Origin of the sequence: Halarchaeum grantii (assembly GCF_014647455.2) — an archaeon.
GTDB lineage: Archaea > Halobacteriota > Halobacteria > Halobacteriales > Halobacteriaceae > Halarchaeum > Halarchaeum grantii.
In genome coordinates, this window is sequence record NZ_BMPF01000001.1 from 1047961 (window position 1) to 1072727 (window position 24767).

Genomic DNA, 24767 nt, shown 5'->3' on the forward strand with positions numbered 1-24767 from the left:
CTGATTGTTTGCCCTTCTATATTAAAGTTTGGGAGGTGCGCATCAGTTCTCCGTACACGGCTCGAACGGAGCGTGTGAGAGAATACCAACGTAAGGATTTAAGTATAATCGCGGACCGGAATCGGGGTGAAAAAGCGAGGCGGGCGAAACCGAGTGCGTTAGCCGGAGAACTCGTGGTACTCCATGCCCTGATGCTTGAGTTCCTCGACGTGCTTGCGCTCGAGGAACGAGTAGACCGCACCGTGGGGCGCGCCGTCGAGGATCATCTCCGCCGCCGAGCGCACCGTATCGACCTCCTTCGGGCCGCCGATGACCCCGAGCGTCGACCCGTAGATGACAACGTTCGCGCCGGTGAGTTCCTCCATCAGTTCGCGCGTGCGGCCGTTCTCACCGATGAGCCGCCCCTTCTTGCGCCGGAGGTCGTTGTCGTTGCGCGCCGCGCGCTCGATGTCGAGCGTCTCGAAGAGGCGCATGTCGTCCTCGAGTAGCGAGAGCGCGGCGTCGGGCTTGAACCCGCGACCGATCGCCCGCACGATGTCCGGGGCCTTCATCCCGCGGATCGGGTCGCCCGTCTTCTCCACCGCGACCGCGCCGTCATCGGAGTTCACGTCGAGGCTGACCTCCGCCTCGCGCTCGATGCGGCGCAGGGTCTCACCCCCCTCCCCGATGAGGACGCCGATGCGGTCCTGCGGAATCTTCACGTGTTGAGTCATATACGACGGAGTACGGGACGGAGCGGTTTAAGACTTACACGCGGGCGACGGCGGCCGTGGCGCCGCGATGAATCCTATTCCGCGATATTAAATCCGTTCGGGTGTCGTCGCGAACCGGGAGCGGCGCTCGCCACCGGAAGCGCCGGCGTGCGATGCCGTGCGACACCGTGGACCCGCTCGACAGCGTCGCCGGCCCCGCTGGTCGCCACCGCGTGTCGGCCGCGGTTGCGGGGAGCGCGATGGACGACCGCCGCCGCGCGTCCCGTGAGGGTCCCGGGCATCAACCAGTGCGACGTCGGCCGAGACGCGACGAGTTTCGGGCGTGCGCTGTCGGACGGTCGAGCCGGGGCCCATCGAAGTTCTCTATCGCCATATACGGTTTATACCTGGTGTCGCGACGCCGTCAGCACTAGAAGCGAGAAGAGCGAAATCGTCGGAGAAGGTCGGTACGCGCCGTCAGTCGCCAGCGTCGCCGCTCGGGTCGGCGTCGACGGCGGTGACGTGCTCGAAGAGTTCGTCGGCGTCGGCCTCGATGCCCTGCCGGGAGAAGAACGACGCGACGTTCTCGCAATCGCGCCGGAGGAACTCCTCGGCGTTCCCGTGATGAACGGTGACGGCTTGCCCGACGTCGATGACGGTGAGGTCGCCGTCGTGGACGACGATGTTGTACTCGGAGAGGTCGCCGTGGACGAGGCCGGCGCTGTGGAGGCGTCGCATGTACTCGCGGACGACGTCGTAGGCGGTCTCGGGGTTCTCGAGGGTGACGTCGTGGAGCGTCGGCGCGGGGTCGGTGGCTTCGCCGATGAGCTCCATCACGAGGACGTTGCGCTGGACGGCGACGGGTTCGGGGACGCGGACGCCCGCCGCGTGCGCGCGAGCGAGGTTCGCGAACTCCTTGCGCGTCCACGCCATCACGACCGCCTTCTTGTCGCCGCGAATGCCCTCGAAGCGCGGGTCGCCCTCGAGGTACTCGCGCATGTGCTGGAAGTTCGAGGCGTTGATGCGGTAGACCTTCACCGCGACGTCGTCGCCCTCGGGCGCGCTCGCCTCGTAGACGTTCGCCTCCTTCCCCGTCGAGATGGGCCCGCCGAACGCCGCGAGATAGCCGTCCTGAACGAGCTTGTAGAGCGCGGCGAACGTCGCGTCGTCGAACGCGCCGTCCTGGACCTTGAACTGGTCGGCGTCCTTCAGGCGCTTCAGGAACGACTCGAACTCGCGGTCTTGTCGGCGCGTGATGCGGTCGACTTCGTCGTCGGAGACGTCGAGGTCCTCCCACTCGTCGCCCGCCGGTCCCTCCGTCTCCTCGATGAACTCGCCGGCCACGCTAGACGTGCCCCTCCTCGCGGAGCTGGTCGGCCTCGGACTTCTCGTAGCGCCACTCGACGTCCGCCTTCTCGTCCTGCCAGTCCCACGGCTCGACGAGGACGATGTCGCCCTCGCGGATCCAGACGCGTTTCTGCATCCGCCCGGGGATGCGTGCGGTGCGCTCCGTCCCGTCCTCGCAGCGCACCCTGATGCGGTTCGCACCGAGCATCTCCGTCACCTCGGCGAACACCTCCTCGTCCTCGGGCATCCGGAGGTCCCGTCGTTCCTCGCTCATACCGACGTGTAGCGCCGGCAGACGGTTAAATCCAACCCAACGCCGGCGGGATGCGGGAGGACGGGCGCGGACGCGACTACGCGCGGAGTTCGCGCAGGCGCTCTCGGCCTGGCGCGATGAGGTCGTCGAGGTAGTCGGCGAGCGCGGACTTCGCGTCCGCCGGGTGGAGGTCGCCCGAGTCGAGGTCGGCCTCGAGGGCCGCGTAGGAGTCGTAGGTGAGGTCGCCGCCGTACTCGTCGGGGCGCTCGACGACGACGGTGTCGACGCGCGGGAAGACGTGGTACTCGAAGATCTGGAGGACGGGGTTCTCGCGCTCGACGCCGTCGTCGTCCGGCTCGGGGTCGGCGCTCGGCGGGCAGAACGCGCCGTTGACCTTCTCCTCGATCTCCTCGGCGGAGTCCTCCATGCTGATGTTGGTGCCTTCGGAGGAACTCATCTTCCCGACGCCCGTTTCGAGGTCGGCGATGAGCGGCGTGTGCAGGCAGGTCGGCGCCTCGTAGTCCGCCTTCGGGAGGACGTCGCGGGCGAGCATGTGGACCTTGCGCTGCTCCATCCCCCCGATGGCGAGGTCGACGTCGAGGTACTCGATGTCGAGCGCCTGCATCAGCGGGTAGACGGCCTGCGAGACTTTCGCCGTCTCGCCGCTCTTGATCTCGCTCATCGCGCGCTCGGCGCGCGAAATCGAGGTCTCGCGTTCGAGGCCGTGGAGGTCGAGGACGTACGCCTCGTCGTTCTGGAACTCGGAGCCGTAGCGGAACTGGGTGGCGTCCGCGTCGAGGCCGTAGGCGAGGAACTGCTCCTGCATGCGCTCTGCGGTCTCCCGGATCTCCTCGAAGGAGCCCTTGTCGTTCAGGTAGGCGTGGACGTCCGCGAGGAGGATGGTGACGTCGAAGCCCGCGTCTTGGAGGTCGATGAGTTTGTTCGCCGTGAGGAGGTGGCCGATGTGGAGCACACCGGAGGGCTCGTAGCCGACGTACGCCCGCTTCCCGTCGGGCTCTTCGGCCAGCGCCTCCACCTCCTCCTCGGTCACGACTTCCGCCGCGTTCCGAGTGATACGCTCGTAGGCGTCCATACGGTGGGGAAACGGGAGGAGGGGGTTAGCGGTTGCGGTGTCGAACGCGGTGGGTCGGTAGTCGAGCGCGCTCGGACGGGCCGGCGCGTGGATCGTCGAACGTGCGCTCGTGGCCAGTCGAACCGGACCCGCATCGCTCGCGGCTAGCGCCGCTCGCGCGAGCCGCCACGCGGCGAGGGCGAGTCAGTCGGACCAACGGTCCGACGCTACTCGCGTCTCCGCGATTCCGCCGGAATCGCGTTCACTCCCGGTCCGCGCGGTGTTCGCTGATGATGGAGTCGACCATGCTCTCGGTTTCCTCCTGTTCGCGTTCGGCGGCGCGCTCGTCGTAGTCGTCCTCGACGGCGGCGACGTCGGCGTCGCGCGCGATGGCGAGCTCGTCGATCTCGCGTATCTCGACGCCCTCGGCGGACCCGAAGGGGACGTCGGCGTCGTAGAGCACGTCCTCGGCGACGTCGCTCGTCTCACCCTCGAGGAGGACGACGCGGGGGTCGCGCTCGGCGAGCGCTTCGGCGGTCCGCCGGCCCGCCCCGGAGGCGTCACGGAAGTAGACGACGTCGCCGCGCGCGAGGCCGTACTCCTCGTCGGCGGTCTCGATGGCGTCGAGGGTGAACTGCGCGACGGGCTTGACGGCGGTGAGCGAGCCGGCACCGTTGACGTCCGCGAAGTTCGAGTGGTCGAGCTTCCAGAGCTCCTTGAGGCGCTCGAGCTTCTTCGCGAGGGCGTCGGCGCGCTCGCGTTCCTCCTCGAGTTCGTCCTCGAGGCGGTCGTTCTCCCACTCGAGGCGCGTGACCTCGCGGCGCTCGCGGGCTTCCTTGCGCTCCTCGCGGCGGGCGTCCTCGAGTTCGGCCTCGAGGTCGGCGATGCGCGCGTCCTTCTCGTCGAGTTCGTCCTCGAGGTCGGTGGCGTGGTCGTCGAGGCGAGCGACGCGCTCCCGCAACCGCTTGATGGTGCGTTCCTCCTCGCTGAGTTCGCGCGCCTCGTGCTCGGCGTTGTCGTCCTCCTCCCCACCCTCGTCGGGCGTGAGGTCGTCGACGACGGCCTCGACGGGTTCGTCGTCCGAGAGCACGCGCTTGACGACCTCGCCGCGTTCGACTCGCGGCGGGACTTTGCGGGTGATGCGCCGTATCTGGTCGGCGTGCGCGTCGTGCGCGTAGAGCGCGGCGGCCATCGCGTCGCGCTCGTGGTCGTTGTCGTAGCCCTCCTCGCGGGTGCGGTGTTGCTTCTCGTCGACCGGGAGGTCGTTCTCAGGCTGCCAGCCGGCGGCGTCGAAACTGCGGCGGATCTGGTCGACGGTCGCGGGCATCGGCGTGACGTCGGCGGCGACGAGGACGGGGCGGCCGCGCTCGACGATCCACTCGATGACGTCCGCCGTGTTGGCCGTTCGCGTGGAGAGGACGTCGAGGAGATGCCCATCTAAATCGACGAGCGCGACGGCGGTCGTCGTCCCGGGGTCGACACCGACGAGGACGCGGTCGCGGCGCTTCGCGAGCGGTTCGAACGCGATGCCGTCGCGCCGGACGCGCTCGACGGTGACGCGGACGTCCCCGGCGCGCTTGTTCGAGACGGGGATGTCCTGCGGCCGGGCTTCGACGGTGAAGACGGCGTTCGAGAACCCGCCGTATTTCTCGGTGACGTCGCGCTCGTAGTCGAGGCCGGCGTCGTCGAGTTTCGATTCGACGTCGCGCGTCTCGCGCTTGACGTTCCCGTGGATGCGCCGCGTGTATCGGTCCTGGCTCCAGCCGCCCTTCCCGGTGGAGCGCCCGCGCGAGACCTTCACGGTGGTCTTGTCCGTAAATGCAGAAACCTCGTAGCCGACGTTGCGCGCGGCGAGGCGCGCGGCGGCTTCCGCCTCCTCGATGGCGGGCTTCCCGTAGGGGACGCCGTGGCGTTTCGCGACGCGGGAGAGCGGTTCGGGGCGCTCGTCGCCGGTGACCTGGACGAGTCGCGTCGCGTCCGGGAGGCTGCCGAGGAAGCGGACGAGGGCGTCCTTGTCGGCGGCGAGTTCGTACATGTTGTCCGTCGCGACGATGTCCGGCTCCTCCGACTCGATGAGGCGGCGGAGCTTCCGGTGGGTCACGACGTCGCGCTCGATCGACTCGCCGTCGAAGGTGACGAGGGCGTAGGAGGGCCGATCACCGCGGACGTCGCCGCTCTGGACGTCCACACCGTAGACGAGCGTGTCGAGTGCGCGCGTGCGGGTGCTCACGACGCCACCGGCTAGGTGACGAGGGAGTATAAGTTCGGCTCCGGCTCAGGCGAGCGCCGCCACGACGTCGGCGACGGCGCCGTCCTCGGCGTCCTCGCAGACCTCGCGGAGCGCGGCGGCGCGTTCGGCGTCGGTGAGCGCGGCGACCTTCGCGGTGAGCGCCGCCCAGTCCATCGGCTGGGTGGGGTGGCCGGGGTAGGCGCCGACGGTCGAGTGCTGAACGCCGCCGTCGGCGGACTCGACGGCGATGACGGCGGGCATGAGGCCGGCGTCGAACTGCGCGGTGAGACCGGGGTCCTCGGCGACGGTGACGGCGTCGGCGAGTTCGCGGAGGTCGGGGTCGGCGACGGACTCACCGGTGAGGTGGGCGGGGCCGAACGCCCGGTCGGTGAGCGCGCACGCGACGGCGTACGGGAGCGAGCGCGCGGCGTCCGTGGGCGTCTCGGGGACCGCCGAGGTGGGCGCGTCGAGCGCGGGCGCGTCGAACGTCTGAACGGTGACGCGCTCGACGTCGGCGGGGTCGAGGGCGACGCGCCCGGCGAGGTCGGCGGCGGCCGAAATCGCCGGCTGGGCGGCGAGCGGGCCGGCGTATCGCGGCGTCAGCGCGTCGTGGACGCGCTCGCACGCGGGGTCGAGCGCGAAACCGTCGTCGTGGTCGTGGTCGTGCTCGCCGTCGCCCTCGAACTCACAGGCGACTTCGGACTCCTCGTCCGCGAACTCGCAGGCGGCCCCGTCCTCGCTCTCGACGGGGGCGTCGTCGGGATCGACCGCGAGCGCGGAGAGCACGGGGTGCGCCTCGAAGACGCCGCTCGGCCCCGACGTGCCGTTCGCGGCGCGGAGCGCGGCGGTGACGCCGGCGCTCGCGGCGTTCGCGGACGCGACCGGTCGGTGAGTGGCGTCGGCGTCGAGCGACGCGTGGTCGGCGGCGAGCGCGATGGCGTTCGTCGCTTCCTCACTATCGAGGCCGAGTGCGACGGCGGCGCCGGCGGCGGCGGAGAGGGCGCCGTGGGTCGCGGGGCCGAAGCCGTGCTCGCGAGCGGGCGCGTGCCACGCGAGTTCGCCGTGGACCTCGTAGGCGGCGGCGACGGCGGTGACGAGCGTCGCGCCGTCCGCGTCGGCGTACTCGGCGGCGGCGACGCAGGCGGGAATCGCGTCGCTCGGGTGGCTCGGCCCGTCCGGCGCGAGGAAGACGTCGGCGGCCCCGCTCGCGCGGAGGCGCGCGGCGTTGTCGGCGGCGGCGCTCGCGGGGCCGGCGCGCGCGCCGTCGCTCGCCCAGCGCGTACAGGCGTCGCCGCCGGCGGCGTCCGTCGCGGCCGAAATACCGGGGAGAACGTCGGCGGCGAACACAGCGCCGGCGGCGTCGAGGAGGCGGCGTTTCGTCGCGTCCACGACGGCCGGCGGGAGGTCCGCGGGGGAGCGGTCGGCGACGAACGCACCGAGGTCGGCGGCGGTGGTCATACGCCCGGGTTGGGGACACCGGGGGAAGAACGGCACGGAACCCGCTCGGCGCGCCGCAGGGCGCGAGGCGGCCTCACTCGGGGTACGGCACGTCGATGTCGAGGCCGTCGTGCGCGACGGTGACGTGGCCGGTGTACTCGGCCTGTGCGTCCGCCTTCAGCGGGCCGAGTTGGCCGCCGTAGCGCGAGGAGACGTGCGTGAGCGCGAGTCGCGTCGCGCCGGCTTCGCGGGCGATGCGGCCGGCCTCGCCGGCGGTGGAGTGGGCGGTCTGTGTCGCGCGCTCGGCGTCGTCGTCGGTGAAGGTCGCGTCGTGGATCAGGAGGTCGGCGTCCTCGGCGACGGCGACGGTGGCGTCGGTGGGGCGCGTGTCGCCCGTGTAGACGAGTTTGCGCCCCGGTCGGGGGTCGCCGACGACCTGCTCGGGCTCGACGACGGTGCCGTCCTCGAGTTCGACCGGGTTGCCGGCGTGGAGGGCGGAGAACTTCGGGCCGACGGGGACGCCGAGTTCCTCGGCGTGCTCGCGGTCGAAGCGACCCGTCCGGTCGTCCTCGACGAGCGCGTAGCCGACGGCGTTCGTGCGGTGCTCGGTGTGGAAGGCCTCGATGCCGTACGCCTCGCGGTCGAGGACGGTCTCGCCGGGCGAGACTTCGTGGACGTCGAGTCGGAACGAGGGGGCGGCACCGACGGCGGTGATGAGGTCGCGGACCGCGTCGCCCGTCCCCTGCGGTGTGTAGACGTCGAGGGGGGCCTCGCGGTCGTGGAACCCCCACGTCTGGACGAGGCCGGGGAGGCCGAGGACGTGGTCGCCGTGGACGTGCGTGAGGAAGACGGCCTCGACGTCGAAGCCGGTGCCGTAGCGCATCATCTGGCGCTGCGTGCCCTCGCCGGCGTCGAAGAGGAAGGCGTCGCCCTCCCGGCGGACGTAGATCGAACTCGGGTTGCGCTCGACCGTGGGGACGGCGCCGCTGGTCCCGAGGAAGGTGACGGAGAGCGTCATACCGAGGAGTGGGTCGGGCGGCGTAAACCGCCTTCGGAACGGTTTGAACGGTTTTCCACGGACTGAACGGCCGACGGTCTTTACCGGGACCCGGACCACGATCCGAGCACCGATGCAACGACAGAGCCTACTCGCGATAGCGCTCGTCGCGCTCGTCGCCCTCGCCGGCTGTTCGACCGGCCCGGGCGGTGGCGGCGGCGCGAACGGCGAGACCGGCACGATGACCGTCTACCTCAGCGACCAACCGGGAGCGATCGAGCAGTTCGACCACCTCAACGTCACCGTCACCTCGGTGGGCGTCCACGCGGTGAACGACTCGGACGGCGGTAACGAGAGCGGCGAGTGGATACGGCAGAACGTCTCGGGCACCTACGACCTCACCGAGCTCCGGGGCGAGAACGCCACCGTCCTCGGCGCGCTCGACCTCCCGAACGGGACGTACAACAACGTCTTCGTCTCCGTCTCGAACGTGAACGGCACGCTCGACGACGGCTCGCACCCCGCCGTGAAGCTCCCGTCGAACAGGCTGCACGTGCAGAAGAACTTCACCGTCGGCGCGGGCGAGGAGTCCCACTTCGTCTTCGACGTGATGGTTCACGAGACCGGGGACGGGAAGTACGTCCTTCGGCCGAACGTCGGTGAGTCGGGCGTCGACAAGCCGGTTCGGGAGACGGACGCCCGCGCGACTCGCGGGTCGCAGGGCGAGCAGAGCGACTCGGAGGCACCCGAGAACCGGAGCGAGCAGGGATCGGTCGTGACGTACGTGAGCGACCGGCCCGCCGCGATCGACGACTTCCGCCACCTGAACGCGACCGTGACGGAGGTCGGCCTCCACCGCGCGGGCGGCGCGAACGGCTCGACGAACACGAGCGCGTGGCAGACCGTCGCGGTGAACGAGACGGTCGACCTCACCGAGCTGCGCGGGGCGAACGCGACGCCGGTGGTCGAGCAGACCGTGCCGAACGGGACGTACGACAACGTCTTCGTCTACGTCTCGAACGTGAACGGCACGCTCGACGATGGCTCCCATCCCGCCGTGAAGCTCCCGTCCGGGAAGCTCCACCTCTCCACGACGTTCACGGTCGGGAGCGGTGAGACGGTCGACTTCGTCTTCGACCTCGCCGTCCACGAGACCGGGAACGGCCGCTACATCGTGAAGCCGAACGCCGGCGAGTCCGGGCCCGACCAGCCCATCGAGCGCGTGGGCGGGCACGACGAGGCGGACGCGGAGGAAACGACGACCACGACGTCGGAGAGCACCACGACGACTACGACGGCAGAGAACACCACGACGACCACGACCAGCACGACGGCCGGAAACGCGTCGGCCTGAGACGCGCGACGGCCGCCCCGCGCGCCGCGTAATCCGACCCTTTCTTTGCCGGGCGCGCGCTAGAGGCGGCGTAATGGACGCGCCGCTCTGGACCGACACGCACGCGCCCGCCATCGCGGACCTCCCGCAATCCGACGTGCGGGACCGCCTGCGGAACGCGCTGGACGAACCGCAGAACCTCGTCGTCCACGGGCCGGCCGGCGCGGGGAAGACGGCGGCGATCCGTGCGCTCGCCGAGGAGGCGCACGCGGACCCGGAGAACGACCTCGTGGAGCTGAACGTCGCGGACTTCTTCGGGATGACGAAGAAGGAGGTGAGCGAGGACCCGCGCTTCGCCCGGTTCATCTCCGCGAAGCGCCGGCGCAACTCCTCGAAGGCCGACCTCATCAATCACGTGCTGAAGGAGTCCGCGAGCTACGCGCCCGTCTCGGGCGAGTACAACACCATCCTGCTCGACAACGCGGAAGCGATCCGCGAGGACTTCCAGCAGGCGCTCCGTCGGGTGATGGAGCAGTACCACGAGGCGACGCAGTTCGTCATCGCGACGCGCCAACCGACGAAGCTCATCCCGCCGATCCGCTCGCGCTGCTTCCCCGTCTCGGTGCGCGCGCCGACGAGCGAGGAGACGGTCGCGGTGCTCGAAGGGATCCTCGACGCGGAGGGCCTCACCTACGACGCGGACGGCCTCGAGTTCCTCGCCGGCTACGCGGACGGGAACCTCCGAAAGGCGGTGCTCGCGGCGCAGACGACGCACGAGGAGGCCGGCGCGGTGACGATGGACGCCGCCTACGAGGCCCTACAGGACGTCGGCCTCGACGACGAGCTCCGGGGGATGCTGGACGACGCCGCCGCCGGCGACTTCTCGGACGCGCGCTCGACGCTCGACGACCTCCTCGTCGACGAGGGCTACGACGGCGCCGAGCTCCTGCGCGAGCTCCTGCGGGTGGGACGCTCGAAGTACAGCGGCGACGAGCTCGCGGAGCTCCACGCGCTCGCGGGCGACGTCGAGTTCGAGTTGAGCGCGGGGACGAACGACCGCGTCCACCTCTCGCGGCTGCTCGCGGAGCTGGGGCGGGACGCGTGACGGCGGTCGTCCGCGTGGCGAGCATCGCGCGTCGCGCGCCGACGAGCACGGCGGGAGGCGGCGCGTGAGCGACGTTCGGGCGGCCGCTCGCGGCCTCCTCACTCGCGACGGGCGCTACCTCCTCCTCGAAGCCGACTTCGACGCCGGCACCAGATACGTCCTCCCGGGCGGCGGCGTGGACTTCGGCGAGACGCACGCGGAGACCGTCGAGCGCGAGGTCCGCGAGGAGACCGGCCTCGACGTGGACGCGGGCGCGGTCGTGGACGCCTACACGTTCACCGTCGAGTACGGCGGCGGCGCGCACCACGTCTCCTCGGTCGTGCTCGCCTGCGAGGCGGGCGCCGAGGCGGTGGACGTGACGGGGAACGTGGACGACGAACCGCTCGTCGGGCACGTCTGGGCGACGCCCGCCGACGCCCGCGAGTTGCCGCTCGCGGATGGCCTCCCGGAGTCGCTCTTCGCGGACGCCGACATCGCGCGCGAACGGTAGCTTTTCCTCGCGGAGGGCGCTCTCCCCGAGTATGGTTCTCGGCGAGCGCTTCGGTCGGCCCGGACGACTGCTCGGTGGCGCGCTCCTCGGCTGTATCGCCGCGCTCCCGCTCGCGGTCCTCATCGCGGGGGTCGCGTGGGCGCCGTGGTGGCTCGCGGTCGGCGCGCTCCTCGGCCCGGGAGCGCTCGCGGCGGCGGCGGTCGAGGCGGACGCGCTCCCGGTCCCCTACCCCGTATTCTTCCGGTGGACGCTCGCAACGGGCGTCCTGACGACGGCGGGGTGGCGCGGCGGCGAGTTGGCGACGCCGCCGGCGGAGACGGGCGCGGCGCTCGGCTACTACGTCGCGGGGATGCTCCTCGCGGTCGCCGTCGCGTACTACGACCGGCTCTGGGACGCGCTCACCATCGACTAGTCGCGGAGCGCGGCGTAGAGGGCGGGAAGGCCGAGCGGGAGCGCGAGGACGCCGAACGCGCCGGTGGCGAGGCGCGCGTGCGAGGCGTCACGGCGTCGGAGGAGGAACGCGGCGGCGCCGAGACCGGTGACGAGGTACGCGAGGTCGCTCCACGCGGAGACGTACGTCGAGCAGTAACCCCAGCAGAGGAACGTGTACGCGGGCGCGTTCCACGTCGGCGGGTGGAGTTTCGGCCAGAGGAACCGACAGTACGTGGTGAGCGCGAGCATCAGCGCGGCCGGCAGGCCGACGAGCCACGTCCGGGAGCCGACGGCCGTCCGGGGTGCGAGCCGCCGATACGCGGCGAGGAGGGCGAACGGCAGGCCGAACACCCACAGCCAGACGGCGAGCGTGTACGTCACGGGCCAGTGCTCGATGCGGGGTTGCGTGAGCGGGAGGCGGAGCGGCGCCGGGAGCGTCGCCCACGGGAAGGACGGGTCGGGAACGGGGTTGGTGAGGAAGGCGAACAGGCCGAGGAGGGTGCCGGCGACGAGCGCGAGGACGCCGGCGTTCGCGGCGCGGGCCAGTCGGGCCGGGAGCGGATCGACGGGCATGGGGGGCCGTACGGACGCCTCGTTCAATGCGGTTGCCGTTCGGGAATCCGCGTGAGGCGGGGCTCGGGGGCCGCAGCCGAACGTCCCGACCGCCGCGGGCGACGGGACTCGACCCTACTCGAGCACGAGGACGTGCCGGTCGAGCGAGCGGTGGACGCGCCGAACGAAGCGCTCGTCGACCCGCCAGCCGGCATCACGCGCGGCGTCGCGCCAGTCGCGGTCGGCGACGAGGACGCAGCGACCCGTCGCGACGCGGCGGGCCTCGGCGAGCGCGCCCGCGACGAGGTCCGCGAGGCCGTGCGTCTCGATCTTCGACTGCCGACCGTAGGGCGCGTCGAAGACGACGCAGTCCACGGCGTCGGCAGACAGCCCGAGGCGGGTGGCGTCGCCGCGCACGACGTCGTAGTCGTCGAGGAACGCGTCGAGGTTCTCGGACGCGCCACGTACCATCTTCTCCTGGGCGTCGTTGCCGAGCGCGTGCGCGCCGACGAGGCCGGCCTCGATGAGGACGCCGCCGGTGCCACACATCGGGTCGAGGAGCGTGTCCCCGGCACGCGCCCCGGCGAGGTTGCAGAGGGCGCGCGCGAGCAGGGGGTCCATGCTCCCCGGTTGGAAGAACGGCCGGTCCGTGGGCTTGCGCTCGCCGTAGTCGCGGACGGAGGCGGCGGCGTGCCAGCCGAGGAAACACTCCTGGCCGCCGAAGAGCGCGCGCAGTTCGTGGTCGGGGTCGTCCAAGTCCACGGTGAAGCCGCGTTCGACGAGGACGGTCCCGAGCTCGCGCTCGGCGCGCTGGGTGTCGACGCCGGTCGTGTTGCGGACGTCGCGGGCGCGGACGGCGACGCTCCCCGAGCGCTCGAGAGCGCAGTCGGCGAGGGCGTCGGCGGCCGCCGCGACGCTCGCGTCGGCGCGCGCGAGGAGGACGTCGGCGTGGCGGGTGTACGCGAGGACGGACACGCGCTCGAGCGCGACGTCGGCGGCGAGCGCGACACCGGGCGCGACGCGTTCGACGCCGTCGGCGGCCGCGGCGCGCGCTTCCGCGGCGGCGAAGGCGTCGTCCTCGCCGGCGAGTTCGAGGCAGTACACGCCCGCAGTCGGCCCGCCAGTACCCTCTGTCTGTCGGTCACCGGGCGAACCATAAGGGCAGGCAGTGTCGGGACCGCCAACATTTATAAAGGTTAAATACGACCTTAAAGTCGAAGGATGACCGACCCAAAGGAAACCATCAACATTGAAAACGTGGTCGCGTCGACGGGCATCGGGCAGGAGCTCGACCTGCAGTCCGTCGCGATGGACCTCGAAGGGGCGGACTACGATCCCGAGCAGTTCCCCGGCCTCGTCTATCGCACGCAGGAGCCCAAGTCGGCGGCGCTCATCTTCCGCTCCGGGAAGATCGTCTGCACCGGCGCGAAGAGCACCGAGGACGTCCACGAGAGCCTCCGCATCGTCTTCGACAAGCTCCGCGAGCTCGACATCCAGGTCGAGGACGAACCCGAGATCGTCGTCCAGAACATCGTCACGAGCGCCGACCTGGGCCACCAGCTCAACCTGAACGCCATCGCCATCGGCCTCGGCCTCGAGAACATCGAGTACGAACCCGAGCAGTTCCCCGGTCTCGTCTACCGGCTCGACGGCCCCGAGGTCGTCGCGCTCCTCTTCGGCTCCGGCAAGCTCGTCATCACCGGCGGGAAGGAGCCCGAGGACGCCGAGAAGGCCGTCGACAAGATCGTCTCCCGGCTCGAAGAGCTCGGCCTGCTCGAGTAAAACGACCTTTTGTCGCGCGAACGGCTCCGCCGTTCGCTGACAAAAGCTCGACCAAAAGCACGGCGCGCCTCCCTCCGGTCGGCGCTTGGCCTCGCCTTCGGCGAGGGAACCGCGCACCCACCGGGTCCTAGCGGACCGCTCGGTGCGCGGACGCTAGCCCACACAGTTTTCGTCGTCGGGTCTCGCCGTGGAAGGGTCGTTAAATAGATCGGCAGACTGTACGGTGAACAGAATCACTCCAAAATAACACCACATATATACCTAATCAAATTTTTTAACTGGACCCTCAGGTCAGTCTCTGGAAGTCGTAGTGGTATGTGAATAAATACATTCGATAGATTATATTCTGAGATAAAGTTATTCTGCCTCTGTATATTCTATAATTTCGACACTGCCATCACTCGCCCTTATTGTTGCTCCCTCAAGTGAGTAATTAACTGATATCATTTGGGAGGTTCTCCCATATGATGAATTGACTGTTATCAGGCAAGACATATCTGTTGGGTTTTGGGGGATAGCATTAGATAGATAAACCGTATTCTCAGAATCGACAGATATAGTGCGTTTAATTATACGTTCGCCTTGGTCATCTATCTGAATATCAAACTCCAGTTTCTCCGTAGTCCAATTAGCTACTCCAAGGTCATATGGAGATGCCCGTTCGTTCGAAAGAGTTACAGCTGTTGTAGAACTACTTGTGACAGCATTATTATCATTTACCATTGAACATCCAGTAAGCCCGACGATGGCCCCTGTTCCTACAAATCTAATTACGGCTCTACGGTTCATAGTGAGTCTATTTGTTCTATATCAGAGATAATCAGTCTGGGGTTGAAAAGAAGGCCATAGTTTTGTGGAGTGGTGGCAAACTGGGGCACTTTTCCTCCTCGCGTCTGCTCTCGTTGGCGCTGTAGTCGAGGGAATAGGTTGGTCGGAGTCTGGCATTGAACGATTCACGTCGGCTAGCGTCCGGCGACCGAGTGGCTCGAAGAGCCCGGAAGGTCGCCGGTTCACTCGCGACTCCGTCGCGAGGCCGACGAGCGACTGTAAGGAGCGAGGAGTACTTTTGATCGAGCTTTTGTCAGCGCCAGCGTAGCTGGCGCGCGACAAAAGGTCGTTTTATTCGACGAGGCGCTCGATTTCGGTGACGAGGATGTCGCTCGCGCCGACGGCCTTCAGTTCGGAGACGGTCGCGAAGACGTCGCGTTCGTCGACGACGGCGTGGACGGCGACGGCGTCCTCGCCCTCGACGTCCATGACGGTGGGGCCGCCCATCCCCGGGAGGACGTCCTCGACGGCGTCGAGTTCGCTCTCGGGGACGTTCAGCATCACGTAGCGCTTGTCGTTCGCGGCGAGCACGGAGCCCAGAGCGGTTTCGACCTGCCCGACCTTCGGGTCGTCGGCGACGTCGTTGCGCGCGAAGAGGCGGACGGAGGAGTCGAGGACGTCGTCGACGACGGCGAGGCGGTTCACGCGGAGGGTGGTGCCGGTGGAGGTGATGTCGACGATGGCGTCCGCCATCTCGACGTGCGGCGTGAGTTCGGTGGCGCCGGTCACCTCGACGACTTCGACGTCGATGCCCTTCGCCGCGAAGTAGTCGGCGGTGACGTTCGGGAACTCGGTGGCGACGGTCGCGCCCGCCAAGTCCCCGGGGTCGGTGATGTCGCCGTCCTCGGGCGCGGCGAGGACGAGGCGGCAGGAGCCGAAGCCGAGGTCGAGGAGGTCGTCGACGTTCTCGACGCGGGACTCGCGGTGCTGGTCGTAGCCCGTGATCCCCATGTCGGCGGCGCCGTCCGCGACGTACTCGGGGATGTCGGCGGCGCGCGCGAAGAGGACGGTAACGTCCGGGTCGACGGTGTTCGCGTAGAGCTGACGGTCCGCGCCGGACTCGACGGCGAGGCCCGCCCGGTCGAGGAGTTCGAGGGTCGGCTCGTGCAGGCGGCCCTTGTTCGGGACGGCGATCTTCATACGCGGGCTTGGCGACGTCGGGCCTAAGGCGTGCCGGTGATCGCGGCTCGAAGAGCCGCGGAAGAGGCGAGCGGGGGGCCCGCGACCCGCGAGTGACGTCGGGCCGCGGGGCCGACGGGAGGAGGCGAGCGTGACCGCCCGACCCGAGGGTTGATGTGGCGCGACGCGAACCGTCGGACGTGTCCCTCCTCGCCAGCGCCGCCGCCCTCCTCGTCGTCTCGCTCCTCGGATATGCGCTCGCGCGCCTCTACGGTGCGGCCGTCCACGGCACCGAGAGCGCGCTAACGCGACTGCGACGCGCGCTCTACGCGGGCTTCGTCGTCGTCACGCTCGTCGCGTTCGTCGCGACCGTCGGCGCGGGCGGGTTCGAGGCGTTCGGCGACGGCCCGCTCGGCGACCTGCTGACGTTGCTCGCGATGGCGGCCGCGCTCGTCGTCGCGGACCTCGCGTACTACCTCGGGCTCTGGCCGGCGATCCGGGCGACGCGCGACCTCGACGCGAGCACGGCGTGGGCGGCCGCGAGCGTCGGCCGGTGGCTCGCCGCGCTCTTCGGCGCGTTCGCGCTCGCGCTCTACGCCCTCGGGCACGTCCCCACCGGGAGCGCGTGGGGCGTGCTGGGGCTCGGCGCGGGCATCGTCCTCCTCGTGTACGTCGGGAGCGGAACGCTCGTCCGGGTCTCGCAGTCGACGCGCGCCCTGACCGACGCGGAGCGCGAGCGGGTTCGCGTGGCCTGCGAGCGCGTCGGTCTCGACCCGCGCTCCGTGCACGCCATCGAGTCCGAGACGGTGCGCTGGGCGGGCGTGCTCGTCCGCGGGCCGCCCCGGTTCCGCACGCTCCTCGTCGGGAGCCACCTACTCGTGGCCTACGACGCGGACGCGCTGGTCGCGCAGGTCGCGCGCGCCGCCGGGCGGGCGCGACGGGGGTACGTCGAGGCGAAGTTCGGCGCGGCGGCCGGGTTCGTCGTCGCAGTCGCCGGCCTCGTCGTTCCGGTCGGCGACGCCGTCGCGGGCGCGCTCGTCGCCGGCGGTGCGCTCACGGCCGCCTCCCTGCTCTGGCATGGGCGGCGCGTCGTCTACGCCGCCGACCGGGACGCCGCCGAAGCGACGGACCCGGGGACAGTCATCGAAACGTATCGCGCGGTCGCGGAGGACGCCGGGCGCTCGCTCGACGGCGGCGGCGGCCGGATACGGCGCGCGCTGCGGATGCGGCCGAGTCTGCGCTCGCGCATCGCCCGCCTCGAAGAGCGGGCGGACTAAGGCGTCGCGGCGCGCATGCGGGGATATGACCACGCTCCGAATCGCGGACGGGCGCGTCCTCCACCCGGATTTCTCGGTGACCGAGAGCGACGTGCTCGTGGACCGGGAGAGCGGCGAGATCGTCGCCGTGGGCGACGTGGCGGCGGGGGACGAGACGCTGGACGCGTCGGGCTGTCTCGTGATGCCCGGCCTCGTGAACGCGCACTGCCACGCGGCGATGACGCTCCTCAGGGGGTACGCGGACGACAAGCCCCTGGAGTGCTGGCTCCGCGAGGACGTCTGGCCGGTCGAGGCCGAGCTCACCGCCGAGGACGTGCGCGTCGGCACGGAGCTCGCGCTCGTCGAGCTCATCCGCTCGGGGACGACGGCGTTCGCGGACATGTACTTCGAGATGGCGGAGGTCGCGGAGGCGGTCGCGGACGCGGGCGTTCGCGCGCGTCTCGGCCACGGCGTCGTCGGGGTCGGGAAGGACGCGGACGCGGCGCGCGCCGACCACGAGGAGAGCCTCGCGTTCGCGCGCGAGTACGACGGCGCCGCCGACGGCCGGATTCGAACGGTCTACGCGCCCCACAGCCTCACGACGGTGAGCGAGGAGTTACTGCGCGAGTACGTCCCGGACGCCCGCGCGGCCGGCGTCCCCGTCCACTATCACGCGAACGAGACCGCCGACGAGGTCGACCCGGTCGTCGAGGAGCACGGCGAGCGCCCGCTCGCGTACGCGGACGACCTCGGATTGCTCGGGGAGTCGGATTTCCTCGCGCACGGCGTGCACAGCGACGCGAGCGAGATCGCGCTGCTCGCCGAGCGCGGGACGGCCGTGGTGCACTGCCCGGCGTCGAACATGAAGCTCGCGTCGGGCGCGGCGCCGGTCCCCGCGTACCGCGAGGCGGGCGTGACGGTCGCGCTCGGGACGGACGGCGCGGCGTCGAACAACGACCTCGACCTCTTCGACGAGATGCGCGACGCGGCGATGCTCGGGAAGCACGCGGCCGCGGACGCGAGCGCGGTGCCCGCGCAGGCGGCGGTGGAGATGGCGACGGCGGGCGGCGCGGACGCGCTCGGAATCGACGCGGGGCGCGTCGAAGCGGGTCGGAACGCGGACCTCGCGGTCGTGGACTTCGAGGCCGCGCACCTGACGCCGACGCACGACGCGGTCTCGCATCTCGCCTACGCGGCGCGCGGGAGCGACGTCCGGCACACGGTCTGCGACGGCGACGTGCTGTTGCGCGACGGCGAGGTGACGGTGTTCGACGAGGCGGCGGTCCGCGAGCGCGCCGCCGACCACGCGGCCGCACTCGTCGCTCGCGCCGAGTCCGAGTGACCGTTTAAACCGTTCAGAACGCTCTGAACGGCCGGAACGCGGCTGAACGAGCGCCCGGGTTTTTCTCCATAGCGGCAGTAGGGTGGGGTACGATGAGACGCACTCGAACGGTCATGGTGACGGCGATGCTCGTCCTCGCGCTCGCCGCTCCCTTCGCGGGGGGCGCGCTCGCAGCGTCCGGCGACGAGCTCGCCGTGGACGTGGCACAGGCCGACGACGGGAACGCGACGGTGACGGTCACCGAGAACGCGAGCGCGGTGGCGAACGCCTCGGTGAGCGTCACGGCGGTGAACAACTCAACGTACGCCGGTGCGGGCGACTACGCGACGGACGCCAACGGCACCGTCGCCCTCCCCGCTCCCGAGCAGAACGTCACGGTCGACGTGACGGCGACGAGCGCGAACAGTACTGCGTCGACGACGGCGACGCTCGTCGCGCCGGCGGTGGAGACGAACGCGACGCTCGACGTCGGCGTGACGCAGGCGAGTGACGGGAGCGCGACGGTCTCCGTGACGGAGAACGCCAGCGCGGTGGCGAACGCCTCCGTGGCGGTCGCCACGCAGGACAACGTGACGTACGCGGGCACGGGCGACTACGCGACGGACGCCGACGGCACCGTCGCCCTCCCCGCACCCGAGCAGAACGTCACGGTCGACGTGACGGCGACGTTCGAGAACCGGAGCGCGTCGACGACGGCGACGCTGACCGTGGCGACGAACGCCACGAACGCCACGAACGAGTCGGCGGTCTTCGGTCAGCGCGTCTCGACGTTCGTCCACTCGCTCCTCGCGTCGGGCAACATGAGCGGGCAGGCGGTCTCCGAGTGGGTGACCGCGAACAACCCCGGGAACGCCCACGCGAACGGCCACGCTGACGACGGAAACGAGACGGCCGACGGGAACGCGAGCGGTCCCGGGAACGCCGGCGCGGCGGACGGTGAGCGCGGGCCGCCCGAGCACGCCGGTGCGAACGGCCACGCGAACGACACCGACGAGAACGAAACCGCCGACGGAAGCGAGCGCGGCCCGCCCGAGCACGCCGGTTCGAACGGTCACGCTGACGACGGCGACGACGCCGACGAAAGCGACGGCGACGCGGACGCCGAGAGCGGTGGCGAGCGCGGACCGCCCGAGCACGCCGGGAACGGGAACGGCGGCGGCCCCGATAACTAATCGGCCGCGAGCGCCGTTGTACGGTGAGTGACCAGTAGCTTAACCGCCATCGTTCTTTTCCGACGAGCGCTCCGAGCTAGAGGCCCGTGGCGCCTGCACGACGCCACGGGGACCGAACGACGGCCATCGGAGCCACCGCGTCGGCACGCACGCCACCCTCGCGTGCCGGCGCACACCCACGGGACGGGCATCCGAAGTGTTTTGCACGCGCCCCGCACACGCTGACGTATGGATACGGCCGCACCTATCAGCGACCGCCTCGACGACGTTGAGGCGCACGTCGAGGAGGGGCGACGGAAGATGGACTGGGCGCTCGAGCACATGCCCATCCTCAGCGCGCTCCGCGAGCAGTTCGAGGCCGGCGAGCCGCTCGCCGACCACCGCGTCGGGATGGCGCTCCACGTGGAGGCGAAGACCGCCGTCCTCGTCGAGACGCTCGCCGAGGCCGGCGCCGACGTCGCCATCACGGGCTGCAACCCGCTGAGCACGCACGACGACGTGAGCGCGGCGCTCGACGCCCACCCGAACATCACGTCCTACGCGAAGCGCGGCGTGGACGACGAGGCGTACTACGAGGCGATGGACGCCGTCATCGCCACCGAACCGACGATCACGGTGGACGACGGGGGCGACCTCGTCTTCCGCATCCACGAGGAGTACCCCGAACTCATCGAGGACATCGTCGGCGGCACGGAGGAGACGACGACGGGCGTGCATCGCCTCCGCGCGATGGATCAGGAGGGCGCGCTCGACTACCCGATGTTCAACGTGAACGACACCCCGATGAAGCACCTCTTCGACAACGTGCACGGCACCGGGGAGTCCGCGCTCGCGAACATCGCGATGACGACGAACCTCTCGTGGGCGGGCAAGACGGTCGTCGTCTCCGGCTACGGCTACTGCGGGCGCGGCGTCGCGAAGAAGGCCGCCGGCCAGAACGCGAACGTCGTCGTCACCGAGGTCGACTCGCGGCGCGCCCTCGAGGCCCACATGGAGGGCTACGAGGTCATGCCGATGGACGAGGCCGCGAAGGTGGGCGACGTCTTCGTCACGACGACCGGGAACAAGGACGTCATCACGGAGAAGCACTTCGCGAGCATGCAGGACGGCGTCGTCCTCGCGAACGCCGGGCACTTCGACGTCGAGATCAACCTCGACGAACTCTCCGAGCTCGCCGTGAGCGAGCGCGACGCCCGCGAGGGCGTCCGCGAGTACGAACTCGAGGACGGCTCGCGCGTGAACGTCCTCGCGGAGGGCCGCCTCGTCAACCTCGCGAGCCCCGTCGCGCTCGGCCACCCCGTCGAGGTCATGGACCAGTCCTTCGGCGTGCAGGCGGTCTGCGTGCGCGAACTCGCCGAAAATGGGGGGAAGTACGACGCCGGCCTCCATTCGGTCCCGGACGAGCTCGACCGCGAGGTCGCGGAGACGAAGCTCGATGCAGAGGACATCGAGCACGACGTCCTCTCGACCGAGCAGGAGCAGTACATGGGGTCGTGGCGCCACGGGACGTAGGCGACAACCGAGCGTCAGCGAGGGCGTCGCCATACGCGAGTGGGGAGCGACGCGACCCGCGAGCGACGTAGGTGGCAACCGAACTCGAAGAGTTCGCCAGTAGGCGAGCGGGGAGGCACGACCCGCGAGCGACGTAGGTGGCAACCGAACGTCAGCGAGGGCGCCACCGATACGCGAGCGGCGCCAGCCGTTCGCCTGCGCGCCAGCGAAGGGGCGCGAGAAACGGCGGCAGGCGCTCACTCGTCACCGGCCGAGCCGGGGAAGTGGAAGTCGGATTTCTCGCTGCGGTGGGGTGAGGCGGACGCCACGGCCTCGATCTTTGAGGGGGCGCGGTTCCGGACGATGTGGACGTCGTAGGCGTCCTCGGCGGCGACGGCGGCGCCGACGCTCCCGAGGGTGGAGACGATGTCGCCGGCGTTCTCGCTCCCGATGAAGACGATGGCGGCGTCGGCGTCGTCGGCGAGGTCGCGGAGCGTGCCGGCGACGGTGCCGGGCGGCGCGAAGCGGGCGACGGTGGCGTGCTCGAAGTCGGCCTGCGGGGCGAGCGAGACGACCTGCGTGTGGAGCGTCTCGACGACGGCGTCGAGGTCGAAGGACTCGGTCGGGCCGATCCAGTCGCGTTCGCGGGCGTACTCCCGGTTCCCCTCGGGGATGACGGCGGCGGCGACGACGCGTTCGTCGAGGACGGTGCTGAACTCGGTCGCGCGCACGAGCGCCGTTCGTGCGAGGTCCGACCCGTCGTACGGGACGAAGAGCGTCATATCCTAATTTGGTTGACTGGTCGGAAGAACCCCGCTCCGGTTCCGAGGTGCTGGGAACGGGCGTAGCGGGAGGGGGAGTCACTCGGACGGGAGTGCGACGAACGCGTCGCAACCGCAGACGCACGTTCCACTCGTCCCGATAGGTCGGAAGTCGCCGTCGCCATCACCCTGGACGGGATAGACGCGTCCGCAGTCCACGCATTCGCCGACGTGCTCCGGCTCGCCGCCGGTATCTGGGTCGGGCGCCATCTCACCGTGTGGTTAGGGAAGTGAAACGAGTTCACTGTTCGGGTTGGTCACATCCCTATCTGGTTTTGGTCACTCGCCGCCACGGACGACGTGACCGCACTGGCGAGGGCGGCGAAGACGACGCCGATGGCGGTAGGTTCGCGGCGGGAAGCGTCGGCGTGGCCCCTCCCGGCGCTATCGGCCGGTTTATCCGCGCACGGCGGCGAGTGAGCGTATGGTGCGAAACGAGAAGGGCGACCGGCGCGAGCGCGAGCTCGTGAATCGCCTCGACGAGGCGGGGTTCGCGGTGATGCGCGCGCCCGCCTCGGGGGCCGCGACGACGCGTGAACTCCCGGACGTCCTCGCGGGCGACGGCACGGCCTTCTACGCCGTCGAGGCGAAGTCCTCGGCGGGCGACCCCATCTACCTCACGGGCGAGGAGGTGGAGGCGCTCGTCTACTTCGCGCAAAACTTCGGCGCGCGTCCGAAGATCGGCGTGCGCTTCGACCGCGAGGACTGGTACTTCTTCCACCCTTCGGAGTTGCACGTCACGGACGGCGGGAACTACCGCGTGAAGAAGGAGACGGCGCTCGCCGACGGGGAGACGATCGACGACCTGGCGGCCGCAGGCGAGCGCGACGCGGACGGCGCGGACGTCGAGGGGGTCCTGCAGGCCGTCGCGCAGGGCGCCCTCACGGTCGAGGAAGCGACCGAGATGCTGTCGTAGTTACCGCGAGAGGCGCTCGAGGCGGGCGCGCGGGAACGCGTACGTCCGCACGCCGCGCTCGCGGAGCGAGCCGGGCGTCGCGTCACGAGTCGGGTAGACGGCCTCGACGACGGCATCACGCGGGTCGTAGCCGTCGTTCGTCGGATGGTCGGCGACCGTGTGATCGCCGACCGCGACGTCGGTCGCGCGCCGGGTGAGCGTCTCGACGACAACGAGGACGTCGCCGCGTTCGCGGTCGCGGACGAGCGTGCCGGGCGCGAGCGTGCAGGCCCCGCAGTAGGCCGGGTCCGGGGCGTCGGCGGCGACGAAGACCGGGTCGCCGCAGGCCGCACACGTGGCGTCGCGTTCGTCGGGCGCGGGGACGCGGCGCTCGGTGACGTCGATGGCGACGCGGCGGCGGTGCTTGCAGCGGCGCTCGCGGTAGCGGTAGTCGGGGCACGTGCATGTCCCTTCGTCGAGCGAGACGGTGTAGGCGGCGCCGCCGCGAACGACGACGTCGTAGCGGCCGTCGCCGAGCGCGACGACCGCCATCGGCTCACTGCGCGCGCGGTCGGCGCGGTTCTCGGTCGGCCCGTCCGGAGCGAGCGGGGCGAGGCGGGGGGTCGTGGTGCGAGTGGGTTTCGTTGGCACCATGAGAACAGATAGGCGCTACGGCCGTAAAAGCGCATCACCGGGCCGGTGAGACGGCGTCTCGCGACGGCTGGGGAGGGACGGACCGCCACCCTTTTGCTCGCAGTGTGGAAAGGAGCGGGTATGCTCATCGAACGCGACACCGTCGTCGAAGCGGCCGTGACGCTCGCGGCGGTCGCGCTCTTCATCGGCATCATCGTCGTCGGTGACGAGGTCATCGGCGCGCAGGCGTTCACCCTCCAAGAGGGCTACACCGTCATCGGAGCCATCGTCGCCTTCGTCCTCGTCATGGCCGGTGCGGGCTTCTTCCTCTCCACGAAGCAGAACTAGCGCTCAGGCGTCCGCGCTCTCCTCGTCGGTGTCTCGCTCCTCCCGCCAGTCCTCGAGGTCGTCGTCCTCGGCGTCGTCGAGTTTCGCCTCGTAGTAGCTGAGCGGGTGACTGATGTGCTCGCAGAGCGCGTCGGGGTTCACGCAGTCGCCGTACGCCTGCATCGTCGCACACGACGGGGCCGTGTACTCGGTCGGGCTGGACTCGCCCTGAATGTGGTCGGTCTGGTAGCGCGTCATCTCCTCGCCGAACCCCGGGTTCACCTCGTAGAGCTCGACGATTTCGTCCGTCGAGAGGCCGATGTTCCCGAGGAACGCCGTGAGCGCGAACCGCGAGTGATGCGGGAGGTGGTCGCCGCGCTGGACGGCGTCGAGGAGGTGTTGCATACACGGCGGGAAGAGGTCGGGGACGACCGTGTCGATCTCGCGGGTGAGGTCGAGGTCCGCGAGCGTCTCGCGGATGGCCGCGAGCGGGTCGTCGAGCGCGTCGCCGATGGCGTCCGGCACGCCGAGCGGGAGGCCGTCCTCGACGCGTTCCTGCACGGCTTCCCGAAGGAGCGTGTCGAGTTCGGGTTCGCTCACCGGGACGACACCGGCGTCGAGCGGCCGATTGACGAGGCGCCACTCGTCGCCGCGCAGCGACGTCGCGAGGCGGAGGTAGGTCGCGACGTCCGCCTCGAAGCCGCCCTCTCGGAGTGCGCGGACGGTGTCGGCGAGGTCGAACTCACGCAGGAGGTCGGTGCGGGTGACGACGCCGCGACCCGCCTCGGCCGCGAAGTCAGCGCGGAAGCGCTCCTCGGCGCGGTTCGCCTCCGCCTGCGCGTAGTAGCGCGTGCAGACGTTCTCGTCGACGAGCGAGACGAGGACCCGCGCGACCGGATAGGAGAGGAGTTCGATGCGGTCCGACGCGACGCGCTCCCCGATGTCGCGCTCCGTGAGCGCGTTCTGCACGCGCTGTGTGGCGCGCTCGACGACGGCGTCCTCCTCTCGGACGACCTCGACGAGGTCCACGCCCGCCTCCTGAACGGCCCGACGGGCGTCGCGGGCGAACGGATACCGGGCGTGACGAGTCTCCATACGGACTGTCGGTGGGGGCGGACGCCGATAAACCGCCCGGTCCGGGACGTGACGGGACCACAAGAG

Annotated in this window: 26 protein-coding genes; 12 read left to right on the top strand and 14 right to left on the bottom strand. The window is 70.1% G+C overall.

All coding sequences use genetic code 11. From position 1 onward, the window contains the following. Window positions 1-158 precede the first annotated feature (158 nt). From IEY12_RS05735 to rnz, 7 genes are all read right to left on the bottom strand, one after another. The gene (locus IEY12_RS05735; RefSeq protein ID WP_123074752.1) at window positions 159-713 is read right to left on the bottom strand and encodes a KH domain-containing protein; all 555 of its coding nucleotides are present in this window, start codon (window positions 711-713) and stop codon (window positions 159-161) included. Between the two features lie 456 nt (window positions 714-1169). Beyond that, complete coding sequence (rio1, locus tag IEY12_RS05740; RefSeq protein ID WP_188880250.1) at window positions 1170-2036, bottom strand: serine/threonine-protein kinase Rio1; 867 nt, start codon at window positions 2034-2036, stop codon at window positions 1170-1172. A gap of 1 nt (window position 2037) precedes the next feature. Further along, window positions 2038-2313, bottom strand: a complete 276-nt coding sequence (eif1A, locus tag IEY12_RS05745) for a translation initiation factor eIF-1A (RefSeq protein WP_123074748.1) — start codon at window positions 2311-2313, stop codon at window positions 2038-2040. Between the two features lie 76 nt (window positions 2314-2389). Beyond that, complete coding sequence (locus IEY12_RS05750) at window positions 2390-3385, bottom strand: tyrosine--tRNA ligase (RefSeq protein WP_188880251.1); 996 nt, start codon at window positions 3383-3385, stop codon at window positions 2390-2392. A gap of 241 nt (window positions 3386-3626) precedes the next feature. Then, window positions 3627-5594, bottom strand: coding sequence for a DUF460 domain-containing protein (locus IEY12_RS05755; RefSeq protein ID WP_188880252.1), 1968 nt, complete (start codon window positions 5592-5594; stop codon window positions 3627-3629). A gap of 45 nt (window positions 5595-5639) precedes the next feature. After that, entirely contained in the window at window positions 5640-7052 is a 1413-nt protein-coding gene (locus IEY12_RS05760; RefSeq protein ID WP_188880253.1) for an MmgE/PrpD family protein, read from the bottom strand. Window positions 7053-7125: 73 nt separating this feature from the next. Then, window positions 7126-8049 carry a ribonuclease Z gene (gene rnz, locus IEY12_RS05765; protein ID WP_188880254.1) on the bottom strand — a complete coding sequence of 308 codons (924 nt, stop codon included), beginning with the start codon at window positions 8047-8049 and terminating at the stop codon, window positions 7126-7128. A gap of 112 nt (window positions 8050-8161) precedes the next feature. On the opposite strand from rnz, the gene IEY12_RS15695 reads away from it, so the two are divergent. The 4 genes from IEY12_RS15695 (at window position 8162) to IEY12_RS05785 (ending at window position 11368) form a co-directional block, all read left to right on the top strand. After that, on the top strand, window positions 8162-9382 hold the full coding sequence (locus IEY12_RS15695; protein ID WP_229870962.1) for a DUF4382 domain-containing protein: 1221 nt from the start codon (window positions 8162-8164) through the stop codon (window positions 9380-9382). Between the two features lie 73 nt (window positions 9383-9455). Next, window positions 9456-10466 carry an AAA family ATPase gene (locus IEY12_RS05775; protein ID WP_188880255.1) on the top strand — a complete coding sequence of 337 codons (1011 nt, stop codon included), beginning with the start codon at window positions 9456-9458 and terminating at the stop codon, window positions 10464-10466. A 64-nt stretch (window positions 10467-10530) separates the two neighbouring features. Beyond that, entirely contained in the window at window positions 10531-10956 is a 426-nt protein-coding gene (locus tag IEY12_RS05780; protein ID WP_188880256.1) for an NUDIX domain-containing protein, read from the top strand. Window positions 10957-10987: 31 nt separating this feature from the next. Continuing rightward, window positions 10988-11368 carry a hypothetical protein gene (locus IEY12_RS05785; RefSeq protein ID WP_188880257.1) on the top strand — a complete coding sequence of 127 codons (381 nt, stop codon included), beginning with the start codon at window positions 10988-10990 and terminating at the stop codon, window positions 11366-11368. Here IEY12_RS05785 and IEY12_RS05790 read toward each other — a convergent pair. After that, complete coding sequence (locus IEY12_RS05790) at window positions 11365-11961, bottom strand: hypothetical protein (RefSeq protein WP_188880258.1); 597 nt, start codon at window positions 11959-11961, stop codon at window positions 11365-11367. The two genes, IEY12_RS05785 and IEY12_RS05790, sit on opposite strands and share 4 nt — an antisense overlap. A 114-nt stretch (window positions 11962-12075) precedes the next feature. Continuing rightward, window positions 12076-13044, bottom strand: a complete 969-nt coding sequence (locus IEY12_RS05795) for a THUMP domain-containing protein (RefSeq protein WP_188880259.1) — start codon at window positions 13042-13044, stop codon at window positions 12076-12078. A gap of 117 nt (window positions 13045-13161) precedes the next feature. On the opposite strand from IEY12_RS05795, the gene IEY12_RS05800 reads away from it, so the two are divergent. Beyond that, window positions 13162-13722: a TATA-box-binding protein gene (locus tag IEY12_RS05800; RefSeq protein WP_123074726.1), complete on the top strand. Its 561-nt coding sequence runs from the start codon at window positions 13162-13164 to the stop codon at window positions 13720-13722. A gap of 357 nt (window positions 13723-14079) precedes the next feature. On the opposite strand, the gene IEY12_RS05805 is transcribed toward IEY12_RS05800, so the two are convergent. Beyond that, the gene (locus IEY12_RS05805) at window positions 14080-14511 is read right to left on the bottom strand and encodes a hypothetical protein (protein ID WP_188880260.1); all 432 of its coding nucleotides are present in this window, start codon (window positions 14509-14511) and stop codon (window positions 14080-14082) included. 64 nt (window positions 14512-14575) lie between these two features. Here IEY12_RS05805 and IEY12_RS16060 point away from each other — a divergent pair, with 64 nt between their 5' ends. Continuing rightward, window positions 14576-14818, top strand: a complete 243-nt coding sequence (locus IEY12_RS16060) for a hypothetical protein (RefSeq protein ID WP_483866958.1) — start codon at window positions 14576-14578, stop codon at window positions 14816-14818. Between the two features lie 23 nt (window positions 14819-14841). Here the strand turns inward: IEY12_RS16060 and hisG are convergent, their stop codons facing one another. Next, window positions 14842-15690 (bottom strand): ATP phosphoribosyltransferase, encoded by an 849-nt coding sequence (gene hisG, locus IEY12_RS05810; protein WP_188880261.1) that lies wholly within the window; start codon window positions 15688-15690, stop codon window positions 14842-14844. 179 nt (window positions 15691-15869) lie between these two features. Between hisG and IEY12_RS05815 the strand changes: the two genes are divergently transcribed. The 4 genes from IEY12_RS05815 (at window position 15870) to IEY12_RS05830 (ending at window position 20951) form a co-directional block, all read left to right on the top strand. Next, window positions 15870-16946, top strand: a complete 1077-nt coding sequence (locus IEY12_RS05815; protein WP_188880262.1) for a hypothetical protein — start codon at window positions 15870-15872, stop codon at window positions 16944-16946. A 25-nt stretch (window positions 16947-16971) separates the two neighbouring features. Beyond that, a complete protein-coding gene (locus IEY12_RS05820) occupies window positions 16972-18267 on the top strand; it encodes an amidohydrolase (RefSeq protein WP_188880263.1) in 1296 nt (431 codons plus the stop codon). A gap of 92 nt (window positions 18268-18359) precedes the next feature. Further along, entirely contained in the window at window positions 18360-19439 is a 1080-nt protein-coding gene (locus tag IEY12_RS05825; RefSeq protein WP_229870965.1) for a hypothetical protein, read from the top strand. A 228-nt stretch (window positions 19440-19667) separates the two neighbouring features. Then, a complete protein-coding gene (locus tag IEY12_RS05830) occupies window positions 19668-20951 on the top strand; it encodes an adenosylhomocysteinase (RefSeq protein WP_188880264.1) in 1284 nt (427 codons plus the stop codon). Window positions 20952-21187: 236 nt separating this feature from the next. Here the strand turns inward: IEY12_RS05830 and IEY12_RS05835 are convergent, their stop codons facing one another. After that, the gene (locus IEY12_RS05835; RefSeq protein ID WP_188880265.1) at window positions 21188-21712 is read right to left on the bottom strand and encodes a universal stress protein; all 525 of its coding nucleotides are present in this window, start codon (window positions 21710-21712) and stop codon (window positions 21188-21190) included. A 466-nt stretch (window positions 21713-22178) separates the two neighbouring features. Between IEY12_RS05835 and hjc the strand changes: the two genes are divergently transcribed. After that, the gene (gene hjc, locus IEY12_RS05840; protein ID WP_188880369.1) at window positions 22179-22667 is read left to right on the top strand and encodes a Holliday junction resolvase Hjc; all 489 of its coding nucleotides are present in this window, start codon (window positions 22179-22181) and stop codon (window positions 22665-22667) included. Here hjc and IEY12_RS05845 read toward each other — a convergent pair whose 3' ends face one another. Continuing rightward, a complete protein-coding gene (locus IEY12_RS05845) occupies window positions 22668-23300 on the bottom strand; it encodes an SWIM zinc finger family protein (protein WP_188880267.1) in 633 nt (210 codons plus the stop codon). Between the two features lie 120 nt (window positions 23301-23420). On the opposite strand from IEY12_RS05845, the gene IEY12_RS05850 reads away from it, so the two are divergent. Then, window positions 23421-23627 carry a DUF7472 family protein gene (locus IEY12_RS05850; protein WP_229870970.1) on the top strand — a complete coding sequence of 69 codons (207 nt, stop codon included), beginning with the start codon at window positions 23421-23423 and terminating at the stop codon, window positions 23625-23627. Between the two features lie 3 nt (window positions 23628-23630). Here the strand turns inward: IEY12_RS05850 and priL are convergent, their stop codons facing one another. Further along, window positions 23631-24701 (bottom strand): DNA primase regulatory subunit PriL, encoded by a 1071-nt coding sequence (priL, locus tag IEY12_RS05855; RefSeq protein WP_188880268.1) that lies wholly within the window; start codon window positions 24699-24701, stop codon window positions 23631-23633. Between the last annotated feature and the right edge of the window lie 66 nt (window positions 24702-24767).

Bases quoted from the DNA above. Each gene is read 5' to 3' on its own strand.
- rnz (WP_188880254.1), bottom strand. From the start codon at position 8,049: ATGACGCTCTCCGTCACCTTCCTCGGGACCAGCGGCGCCGTCCCCACG.
- IEY12_RS05790 (WP_188880258.1), bottom strand. From the start codon at position 11,961: ATGCCCGTCGATCCGCTCCCGGCCCGACTGGCCCGCGCCGCGAACGCC.
- IEY12_RS05850 (WP_229870970.1), top strand. From the start codon at position 23,421: ATGCTCATCGAACGCGACACCGTCGTCGAAGCGGCCGTGACGCTCGCG.
- IEY12_RS05825 (WP_229870965.1), top strand. From the start codon at position 18,360: ATGAGACGCACTCGAACGGTCATGGTGACGGCGATGCTCGTCCTCGCG.
- IEY12_RS05750 (WP_188880251.1), bottom strand. From the start codon at position 3,385: ATGGACGCCTACGAGCGTATCACTCGGAACGCGGCGGAAGTCGTGACC.
- IEY12_RS15695 (WP_229870962.1), top strand. From the start codon at position 8,162: ATGCAACGACAGAGCCTACTCGCGATAGCGCTCGTCGCGCTCGTCGCC.
- IEY12_RS05735 (WP_123074752.1), bottom strand. From the start codon at position 713: ATGACTCAACACGTGAAGATTCCGCAGGACCGCATCGGCGTCCTCATC.
- IEY12_RS05805 (WP_188880260.1), bottom strand. From the start codon at position 14,511: ATGAACCGTAGAGCCGTAATTAGATTTGTAGGAACAGGGGCCATCGTC.
- priL (WP_188880268.1), bottom strand. From the start codon at position 24,701: ATGGAGACTCGTCACGCCCGGTATCCGTTCGCCCGCGACGCCCGTCGG.
- hisG (WP_188880261.1), bottom strand. From the start codon at position 15,690: ATGAAGATCGCCGTCCCGAACAAGGGCCGCCTGCACGAGCCGACCCTC.
- IEY12_RS05760 (WP_188880253.1), bottom strand. From the start codon at position 7,052: ATGACCACCGCCGCCGACCTCGGTGCGTTCGTCGCCGACCGCTCCCCC.
- eif1A (WP_123074748.1), bottom strand. From the start codon at position 2,313: ATGAGCGAGGAACGACGGGACCTCCGGATGCCCGAGGACGAGGAGGTG.
- IEY12_RS05820 (WP_188880263.1), top strand. From the start codon at position 16,972: ATGACCACGCTCCGAATCGCGGACGGGCGCGTCCTCCACCCGGATTTC.
- IEY12_RS05830 (WP_188880264.1), top strand. From the start codon at position 19,668: ATGGATACGGCCGCACCTATCAGCGACCGCCTCGACGACGTTGAGGCG.
- IEY12_RS05835 (WP_188880265.1), bottom strand. From the start codon at position 21,712: ATGACGCTCTTCGTCCCGTACGACGGGTCGGACCTCGCACGAACGGCG.
- IEY12_RS05775 (WP_188880255.1), top strand. From the start codon at position 9,456: ATGGACGCGCCGCTCTGGACCGACACGCACGCGCCCGCCATCGCGGAC.
- IEY12_RS05845 (WP_188880267.1), bottom strand. From the start codon at position 23,300: ATGGTGCCAACGAAACCCACTCGCACCACGACCCCCCGCCTCGCCCCG.
- IEY12_RS05800 (WP_123074726.1), top strand. From the start codon at position 13,162: ATGACCGACCCAAAGGAAACCATCAACATTGAAAACGTGGTCGCGTCG.
- IEY12_RS05785 (WP_188880257.1), top strand. From the start codon at position 10,988: ATGGTTCTCGGCGAGCGCTTCGGTCGGCCCGGACGACTGCTCGGTGGC.